Origin of the sequence: Escherichia sp. E4736, assembly GCF_005781225.1 — a bacterium.
GTDB lineage: Bacteria > Pseudomonadota > Gammaproteobacteria > Enterobacterales > Enterobacteriaceae > Escherichia.
Map to the genome: position 1 here is coordinate 126284 of NZ_VATT01000003.1, position 9135 is coordinate 135418.

Consider the following 9135-nt stretch of genomic DNA (forward strand, 5'->3'; position numbering starts at 1 on the left):
GATAGAACATCTTACCTCTGTACCCTACGCGACTAACTTTACTCTTTTTTGTTCAGTTCAGAAAGCACTTTTTGTAATTTTTTTTCAGTTGTTGCATAGGAATTTCTAATACCCATCACAAATCGTGGCTGGTTATGTTGCTTAGTTACGAAAAAAAGGCTTGTTAAGGCAAATCTTAGTGCGCCTGATCCCAGTTTTCGCCACTACCCACTTCCACCAGCAAAGGCACATCCAGGCGGGTACAGTTTTCCATCAACTGATGGATCTTCTTCGCTACCGCATCGACATCATCTTTATGAACTTCAAACACCAGTTCATCGTGTACCTGCATGATCATGCGCACGCGCGGTTGCTCTTCCTGTAGCCAGGCATCAACGGCAATCATCGCCCGTTTGATGATATCCGCAGCGGTTCCCTGCATTGGTGCGTTAATGGCTGCACGTTCAGCCGCGGCACGACGCGCACCGTTGCTGGATTTGATATCCGGCAGATAGAGGCGACGTCCGTCCAGGGTTTCAACGTATCCCTGCTCTTTCGCCTGAGCACGAGTGCGTTCCATATACTCCAGTACGCCTGGGTAACGTTCGAAGTAAAGGTCCATGTACTTCTGTGCTTCTTTACGTGGAATGTTCAATTGCCGTGCCAGACCAAAAGCACTCATGCCATAAATCAGACCAAAGTTGATCGCTTTCGCGCTACGGCGTTGTTCGCTGGTGACGGTTTCCAGTGGCAAACCAAACACTTCTGCCGCCGTTGCCCGGTGGATATCTTTTCCTTCTGCAAATGCGGTCAGCAAGCCTTTGTCTCGTGAAAGATGCGCCATGATGCGCAGTTCAATCTGCGAGTAGTCCGCCGAGACAATCACATAATCCTGCGGCGCAATAAACGCCTGGCGGATACGGCGGCCTTCTTCGTTACGCACCGGAATGTTTTGCAGGTTAGGATCGGTTGAGGATAAACGCCCCGTCGCAGTTACTGCCTGGTGATAGGAAGTATGCACGCGCCCGGTTTTCGGGTTGATCATCAGCGGCAGCTTGTCGGTGTAGGTCGATTTCAGCTTCGCCAGGCCACGGTACTCCAGAATCACTTTTGGCAGCGGGTAGTCCAGCGCCAGCTCTTCCAGTACCTCTTCTGACGTTGAAGGCGCACCACCCGGCGTTTTCTTCAGCGGCTTAATACCCTGTTTTTCAAAAAGAATAGTTTGCAGTTGCTTGGTGGAAGAAAGGTTAAATTCTTCACCTGCAATTTCATGCGCTTTCTTTTCCAGCTCAGCCAGACGCAAGGTGAGCTCTTCAGAATGATTGTGCAGAACTTTCGGGTCGATCTTCACACCGTTGCGTTCGATGCGTGAAAGCACCGGCACCAGCGGCATTTCGATGTTTTCGAAGACGTTCAGTGGCCCTTTGTGTTTTTGCAGATCCGGCCACATTTTCAGATGCAGCTGCAAGGTGACATCTGCATCTTCAGCGGCGTAACGTCCGGCCTCTTCCAGGGCAATCTGGTTAAAGGTCAGTTGATTTTTGCCTTTACCAGCAATCTCTTCAAAAGTGATGGTTTTGTGCTTCAACCAACGTTCCGCGAGGCTGTCCATATCGTGGCGACCGGCAACGCTGTTGAGAATGTAGGACTCGAGCATAGTATCAAACGCAATCCCCCGCAGCTCAATACCGTAATTCGCCAGAATGCCGCGATCGTATTTCAGGTTTTGCCCGACCTTCAGCACCTTTTCATCTTCCAGCAGCGGTTTTAGCAGCTCGAGTGCGCGCTCGCGGGAGATCTGATCGGGCGCATCAAGATAATCATGAGCAACCGGAATATAGGCCGCTACGCCAGGTTCGATAGCAAAAGAAAGCCCTACCAGGTTGGCGGAGATGTTATCGAGGCTGTCGGTTTCGGTATCAAACGCAAATACAGGCGCTTTTTCCAGCTTCGTAATCCATGCTTTTAGAGTTTCTTCGTCCAGAATAGTGACGTAGTTATCGTAAGAAATCGCTGTTGCAGTCACTTCGGGTGTTTCGTCGACAACAATGGTTTCCTGCGGCTTCGCGGCTGGTTTTGCCCCTTTGGCCTGTAACCATTTGCCCGCTTCGACATCAGCAGTCCAACGCTTGAACTCATACTTTTTGAACAGCCCCAACAACTCTTCAGCCGCCGGTTGTTGTACTTCCAGTTGTTCGCAGGTCAGTTCCAGTTCAACGTCGGTTTTAATCGTCGCCAGCTGGTAAGAGAGATAGGCCACCTCTTTATTTTGCTCAAGCTTCGCCGCCATTGTTTTCGCGCCGCGGAAGCTCAATCCAGCAATTTTTTCCGGCTCGGCATACAGCGTATCCAGGCCGCCAAGACCTTGTAGCAGTGCCTGTGCGGTTTTTTCGCCGACGCCCGGTACGCCAGGAATGTTATCAGAGGAGTCGCCCATCAGCGCGAGGAAGTCGATGATCAGTTCTGGCGGTACGCCGTACTTATTCACCACCTCTTCCGGGCCGAGGATGGTATTCGTCATGGTATTGATAAGCGTAATATTTGGCGTCACCAGCTGCGCCATATCTTTATCACCGGTGCTGATCAATACCGGACGCCCAGCTTTTTCTGCTTCGCGCGCCAGAGTACCGATAACGTCGTCTGCTTCTACGCCAGAAACGGCCAGCAGAGGCAGCCCCATCGCTTTTACCATTGTGTGCAGGGGTTCGATCTGCGCGCGCAAATCGTCCGGCATTGGCGGGCGATGTGATTTGTAATGTTCAAACAGTTCATCACGAAAGGTTTTTCCCTTGGCGTCAAAGACCACCGCTGCATGCGTCGGTTGGTATTGCATGATCAGACTACGCAGCATGTTGAGGACACCGTACATCGCACCGGTTGGCTCGCCTGCGCTGTTAGTCAGCGGCGGAAACGCGTGATATGCGCGATAAAGATAAGATGAACCATCTACAAGGATAAGTGGGTTTTGGGGGATCTGAACCATAATGTCCGTGCCTGTTTATCAGATTATGGGTAAAGGATGCCACAGACAGGATGAAAACATGAGTTTTTCACCGCTTTTCGTGAAAATCTTTTGTAGATCTTGTGGATCGCTCGCAAATCGTCATGTGGATAACTTTGTGTATAAATTATTTACATCACTTTTAATTTATTATCATGCTTGTTACAGCATTAGGTTTGTTGTTGTTTTTCATAAAGTTAAAAATAAAAGCATTGCTGGTGATTGAGTAATAGGGATTTTTTCTAATGTGGATAGATATGAATTATTTTTCTCTTTAAGGATCATCCGTTATTTGGGCCGTTTTCTGCTAAAATCTGCGCCTTGCGCTTCTTTAGCGCACTGTCTATGGCTAACCTTTTGAATAATTTAATTATGACGAGAATACTCGCTGCGATAACACTTTTGGTGAGTATCGTATTGACCATTTTGGTCACCATTTTTTGTTCTGTCCCGATCATCATTGCCGGGATCGTAAAACTATTGTTACCAGTGCCAGTGATTTGGCGAAAGGTATCGCTTTTTTGTGATTTTATGATGTATTGCTGGTGTGAAGGATTAGCGCTATTACTGCACCTTAACCCACACCTGCAATGGGAAGTTCGCGGACTGGAAGGGCTAAGTAAGAAGAACTGGTATCTGCTTATTTGTAACCACCGCAGTTGGGCTGATATTGTTGTACTATGCGTGTTGTTTCGTAAGCATATTCCAATGAACAAATATTTTCTCAAGCAGCAACTGGCCTGGGTGCCTTTCCTGGGCCTGGCGTGCTGGGCGCTGGATATGCCGTTTATGAAGCGCTATTCCCGCGCTTATTTGATACGTCATCCGGAACGGCGCGGTAAAGATGTTGAAACCACTCGTCGGTCTTGCGAAAAGTTTCGCCTGCATCCCACCACAATTGTGAATTTTGTTGAAGGCTCCCGTTTTACTGAACAGAAACACCAGCAAACCCACTCGACATTTAAAAATCTCCTGCCTCCCAAAGCCGCCGGTATCGCGATGACGCTGAATGTGCTGGGTAAACAATTCGATAAACTACTCAATGTTACGCTGTGTTATCCGGACAATAACCGCCAGCCATTCTTCGATATGTTAAGTGGCAAACTGACGCGGATTGTCGTGCATGTGGATTTACAACCTATTGCTGAAGAGTTGCATGGCGACTATATCAATGACAAAAGCTTCAAACGTCATTTTCAGCAGTGGCTGAACACACTGTGGCAGGAAAAAGACCGACTTCTGACTTCACTGATGTCATCACAGCATCATGATAAGTAGCTATAACTCGCCTCCGTATTAGCAGAGGCGAGTTATCATTTTAATGCACTAAACGTCCGGCACGAGACATAAACTCTTCTTCGCTCATCTCCTGCCCGTTAAAAACAACTTTGCCTGGCAAATAATGCAGTTGCAGCGAGGCGATATTGTTGTCAATTGTGATTAACTGAAACATCTTACCTAATGTTGCCATTCCGCCGATTTGTTTATCAGCCAGCTTTTGAGCTTTTTCAGCATCCATTCCTTCAGATAAATTAAGCTGTTTAGCTATTTCAGTGACGACATTAATCGGTACATTCATATCCAGATTGAAAGATTTAATATCTTTGTTTGTGGATGATGACGATTGGGCTGGTTCGGCAATACTAATATCCAGATTAGCATTTAGTTCACCGGCAGCGTTCTTCCAGCTTACAGGTAGTTTAATGATCGGCTCACTTTTTTGTAATAACGTTAAATACTCTTTGAACAATGCAGTATTCATTGCTTCCAGTGCATCTTCATCATTTGCTAACTCAGGGTGTGCTGCAAGTTGCTTCTGCGTCGCAATGTTGTACTGGATGATAAACTGGCGAACTGCTAAGGGATCAATAGATTCAGCAATCAATGACCATTGACCGCTACCGAGTTGCTGATTCCCTTTTGTTAACTTATCAATTTCGTAACTCAGATTGACATTGATATGATCTTTATCTTTTACGCGCTCTAGTGTGGTTTTCGCGACGAAAGCGTCGAGTTTGGCAACTTCGTTACCGTGATTGACAATGCTAATCTGATTAAATTTCGACTTGCTTTCACCAACCGGAAATTTCTTTTCTTCTAATCGCGTCAGAGAATTAATGGTAAAACTTTTCGCCGTGACTTTATTCATTGGCGATAATTCCAGAACAATATCTTCGACTTTGCCTTCAACATCGAGATTAGACAATGAACTGTCATCACCATTAAAAGTAAACTGACCTTCACCAAAGGAGAGTTTTCCATACTCTGCTGGGGCAACGTCCAGAGTTGTAGAGAAAGAACCGCCAAAGGCGAATCGCAATGTTGCTTCGACGGGCGCTCTATCTTTTGCGGCAATAAATAGCGGTTGTGTCAGTTCATTATTGACTAATTTAACTTTTGCTGCCGCCATAGCAGGTAAGATATTGCCACTTTTTAACATTGATAGGGGCAAGGGGCCATGATCGACATCCACATCAAATGCAATACCTTGTCCTGGCTTGATATTGAGATCTGGCGCACCTTTATCAAAGGTAATAAGCATTTGAAAATGAGAGCTAAAAAAACCTTTGTCAAAGTTTTTATAGCTGGCGGTCATATCATAGGCATGCTCTCCCTTCTTTTTACTGTCGTTAAAATCTTTAATAAATTTTTCGACGCCAGACTGGATTTGAGTCCCTTCATACCATGTTCCACCGCCCCAGATAATGGCTAATGCAACAATAACACCTGTGGCTGACTTACGTATCATCTCTATTATTCCCTGATAAAACAGCAAAACTTTTAATATCCGCGCTTGATATTAAAATGTCCAGAAACGAGGTGAATTATCAGAAAGTATTTATATTGATTAAACAATAAAAAAGCCCGTGAATATTCACGGGCTTTATGTAAGTTACAATAAATTATTTTTTCTCAGACAGATATTTTACTGTATCGGCATACTGCTGAACAAAAACATCCATATTGCTGGTATCCATACCCTGCGGATTCAGCTGATATTTACCGTTAACAAACATCGCTGGAACGCCACGCAATTGTACATCTGCAGCCGCTTTTTCTTGCTGTGCGACCAGAGATTTAACAACAAAGCTGTTCCATGCTGCATCATACTCTTCGCCTTTAATACCTGCGTTGATGAAGACATCACGAATGTCGGCCGTAGAGCGAATGGTCTGTGTTTTCTGTACGCCTTCAAACAGTGGTACAGTCACTTTATCTTCTACGCCCAGCGCCATCGCCACAGCCCACGCTTGTGTCAGAGATTGCCCCAGCTCCCCGCCCATGAAGTTGACGTGGTATTTAGTCATCTTCACACCTTCCGGCAGTTTTTTCTTCACATTCTCAGAAATATGCAGAACTTCTTCAAACTGATAGCAGTGTGGGCAGAAGAAAGAGAAAAACTCCAGCACTTGCGGCGCGCCAGCAACCGGCTTTTCCAGCGTGGTGTATTGTTTACCATCTTCATACTGCGCCGCCGATGCGCTAAACGCTAAAACCAAACCAGCCAGCGCCAGCCAAATTTTTTTCATGATCTACTCTCTCCGATTAATACATAGGTGTTAATTGCAAAGGGGGTTCTTGTAGAACTTTTGCCTGTTCTATAAAAGTCGCCGTCTGTCGCAGCCAGTAATCTTCCCCGGTTAACCACGGGAAATTTTTCGGGAACGCGGGATCAGCCCAACGCCGCATTAGCCAGGCAAGATAATAAACCAAACGCATGGCGCGTAAAGGTTCAATCAGTCCGATTTCAGCGGTGTCGAACTCGCTAAATTCTTCATAAGCTTCAATAATAGTTTCTAACTGCATCCGCTGCTCAGCTTTATCGCCATTCAGCAACATCCACAGGTCCTGAATTGCAGGGCCATTACGCGCATCATCCAGATCGACAAACATTGGACCATCGCGCCAGAGAATATTTCCGGCATGGCAGTCACCATGTAATCGCAGAACGGTGAAGTCCTCCCGCCAGTGTGCTGTAACGGCGGTAATAAGCTCATCCGTTGCCTTAAGGAAGGCCGCTTTCAGCCCAGAAGGTATCAGCGTAGCATTTTCAAACAGCTTGCGTGGTTCAATGAGATATTCATTCAGACCGATGGTCGGGCGATGGATAAAAAGCTGTTTGCGCCCCGTCTGGTGCATGCGCCCTAAATAGCGCCCAACCGCTTCCATCTGATCAATATTATCGGCTTCGAACTGACGACCACCGACGCTTGGGAAAACGGCGAAATAAAATCCCTGATGAATCAATAAGGTCTGGCCGTTAAAAGCCAAAGGGGCCGCGACAGGAACTTCGTCGTTTACCAGTTGCAGCGCAAATTGATGCTCTTCGAGGATTTGATCTGCTGTCCAACGTTCAGGGCGATAAAATTTGACGACAAAACGCCGACGATCTTCGTCCTGAAATTGATAGACACGGTTTTCATAGCTGTTAAGCGGGGTAAGACCGGAATCCACCCGGATCCCTTGCTCAAACAGAGCGTCCATGATGGTATCCGGGTGTAGTGTCTGGAAAGTAAAAGCGCTGTTGTTCATCCCATCATCCGGAAAACATTACGAATGATGAAGGATATCATTTCACAATGATTTTGTTGGTAGCGCTTACAAGCTTTTACTCTTTAATTACGCCACGCGCACGTAATAGCGCCGTTTTGAAATCTTCTTCATAATCTTTCTGCAGCCCTGGGATCACCGCATCTTTCGCGGAATCGCGCATTTTCAGGTGATAGATCAGAATGTCATCCGTCAAATCCGCCAGTTCGCCGTCAAAACCTGACTCTTTCGCCAGTTTCTGCAAAAATTGCAGCAGGTTAAGGTCTGGCTCTTTTTGCCAGGCTGGCTGGAGGAGTTCAATAACTTCATTCAGACGTTTACATTTCATAGTAATGCTCCTTACTCTTGAGACAGACACGTTAGCAGGGTCAATCCCACAATAAAAGAGGCGATATCGGTGAATCTGATGACGACGATAACAGGCGTTATACTGGCGGGCGGTAAAGCCAGACGAATGGGCGGCGTAGATAAAGGATTGCTTGAATTAAACGGCAAACCATTATGGCAACATGTCGCTGACGCGCTTATGACGCAGCTGTCTCACGTCGTGGTTAATGCCAATCGTCATCAGGAAATCTATCAGGCAAGTGGTCTGAAAGTAATAGCGGATTCACTGGCGGATTATCCTGGCCCGCTGGCGGGAATGCTTTCGGTAATGCAGCAGGAAGCAGGTGAGTGGTTTCTGTTTTGTCCGTGCGATACGCCTTATATTCCCCAGGATTTAGTCTCCCGGCTTAATCATCAGCGCAAAGATGCACCTGTTGTGTGGGTCCATGACGGTGAACGCGATCATCCAACTATTGCTCTGGTAAATCGCGCTATTGAGCCGTTGCTGCAGGAATATCTGCAAGCAGGAGAACGCCGGGTAATGGCATTTATGAATCTTGCTGGCGGTCACGCGGTTGATTTTAGCGACCGTAAAGAAGCATTTGTGAACGTGAATACGCCAGAGGAGCTTGCCCGATGGCAGGAAAAACAATGATACCGCTACTCGCCTTTGCCGCGTGGAGCGGCACCGGAAAAACGACGCTGTTGAAAAAACTTATCCCGGTATTATGCGCCAGAGGGATCCGCCCGGGGCTGATTAAACATACGCATCATGATATGGATGTCGATAAACCGGGCAAAGATAGCTATGAGCTGCGCAAGGCTGGCGCGGCGCAAACCATCGTTGCCAGCCAGCAGCGTTGGGCGCTAATAACGGAGACGCCAGACGAAGAAGCGTTGGATCTGAATTTTCTTGCAAGTCGCATGGATACCTCAAAGCTGGATCTGATTCTGGTTGAAGGGTTCAAGCATGAAGAGATCGCGAAGATTGTGCTGTTTCGCGATGGTGCCGGACATCGACCAGAAGAATTAGTGATAGACAGACATGTTATTGCTGTAGCCAGTGATGTGCCGCTTAATCTTGATGTCGCGTTACTGGATATTAATGATATTGAGGGGCTGGCTGATTTTGTGGTGGAGTGGATGCAAAAGCAGGCCGGATAAGCAAGAGTAGGCTGGAGAAGACGCGCCAGCGTCGCATCCGGCATTTTTTCTGCATCAACGCAAAAAGGCCATCCTGACGGATGGCCTTTCGCTTTATTTGATGCCTGGCAGTT

General features: G+C 46.9%; 8 protein-coding genes. 3 read left to right on the top strand and 5 right to left on the bottom strand.

The genetic code is table 11. The features are described 5' to 3' along the window. Window positions 1-175: 175 nt before the first annotated feature. A complete protein-coding gene (gene polA / locus FEK46_RS02680; RefSeq protein ID WP_135559160.1) occupies window positions 176-2962 on the bottom strand; it encodes a DNA polymerase I in 2787 nt (928 codons plus the stop codon). Between the two features lie 363 nt (window positions 2963-3325). Here polA and FEK46_RS02690 point away from each other — a divergent pair, with 363 nt between their 5' ends. After that, window positions 3326-4258 carry an acyltransferase gene (locus FEK46_RS02690; RefSeq protein WP_130209960.1) on the top strand — a complete coding sequence of 311 codons (933 nt, stop codon included), beginning with the start codon at window positions 3326-3328 and terminating at the stop codon, window positions 4256-4258. Window positions 4259-4298: 40 nt separating this feature from the next. Here the strand turns inward: FEK46_RS02690 and FEK46_RS02695 are convergent, their stop codons facing one another. The 4 genes from FEK46_RS02695 to FEK46_RS02710 form a co-directional block, all read right to left on the bottom strand. Continuing rightward, window positions 4299-5729: a DUF945 family protein gene (locus tag FEK46_RS02695; RefSeq protein WP_135559159.1), complete on the bottom strand. Its 1431-nt coding sequence runs from the start codon at window positions 5727-5729 to the stop codon at window positions 4299-4301. Between the two features lie 154 nt (window positions 5730-5883). Beyond that, window positions 5884-6510 carry a thiol:disulfide interchange protein DsbA gene (gene dsbA / locus FEK46_RS02700; RefSeq protein WP_064527999.1) on the bottom strand — a complete coding sequence of 209 codons (627 nt, stop codon included), beginning with the start codon at window positions 6508-6510 and terminating at the stop codon, window positions 5884-5886. A 16-nt stretch (window positions 6511-6526) separates the two neighbouring features. Further along, complete coding sequence (gene srkA, locus FEK46_RS02705) at window positions 6527-7513, bottom strand: stress response kinase SrkA (RefSeq protein ID WP_130260082.1); 987 nt, start codon at window positions 7511-7513, stop codon at window positions 6527-6529. A gap of 76 nt (window positions 7514-7589) precedes the next feature. Beyond that, window positions 7590-7859, bottom strand: a complete 270-nt coding sequence (locus FEK46_RS02710) for a YihD family protein (protein WP_001295263.1) — start codon at window positions 7857-7859, stop codon at window positions 7590-7592. A 69-nt stretch (window positions 7860-7928) separates the two neighbouring features. Here FEK46_RS02710 and mobA point away from each other — a divergent pair, with 69 nt between their 5' ends. Both mobA and mobB read left to right on the top strand, forming a co-directional pair. Further along, window positions 7929-8513 (top strand): molybdenum cofactor guanylyltransferase MobA, encoded by a 585-nt coding sequence (gene mobA, locus FEK46_RS02715; protein ID WP_130209952.1) that lies wholly within the window; start codon window positions 7929-7931, stop codon window positions 8511-8513. After that, on the top strand, window positions 8495-9022 hold the full coding sequence (gene mobB, locus FEK46_RS02720) for a molybdopterin-guanine dinucleotide biosynthesis protein MobB (RefSeq protein WP_135410567.1): 528 nt from the start codon (window positions 8495-8497) through the stop codon (window positions 9020-9022). Before mobA ends, mobB begins: the two co-directional genes overlap by 19 nt. The last annotated feature ends 113 nt before the right edge of the window (window positions 9023-9135 follow it).

Bases quoted from the DNA above. Each gene is read 5' to 3' on its own strand.
- polA (WP_135559160.1), bottom strand. From the start codon at position 2,962: ATGGTTCAGATCCCCCAAAACCCACTTATCCTTGTAGATGGTTCATCT.
- FEK46_RS02690 (WP_130209960.1), top strand. From the start codon at position 3,326: ATGGCTAACCTTTTGAATAATTTAATTATGACGAGAATACTCGCTGCG.
- FEK46_RS02695 (WP_135559159.1), bottom strand. From the start codon at position 5,729: ATGATACGTAAGTCAGCCACAGGTGTTATTGTTGCATTAGCCATTATC.
- dsbA (WP_064527999.1), bottom strand. From the start codon at position 6,510: ATGAAAAAAATTTGGCTGGCGCTGGCTGGTTTGGTTTTAGCGTTTAGC.
- srkA (WP_130260082.1), bottom strand. From the start codon at position 7,513: ATGAACAACAGCGCTTTTACTTTCCAGACACTACACCCGGATACCATC.
- FEK46_RS02710 (WP_001295263.1), bottom strand. From the start codon at position 7,859: ATGAAATGTAAACGTCTGAATGAAGTTATTGAACTCCTCCAGCCAGCC.
- mobB (WP_135410567.1), top strand. From the start codon at position 8,495: ATGGCAGGAAAAACAATGATACCGCTACTCGCCTTTGCCGCGTGGAGC.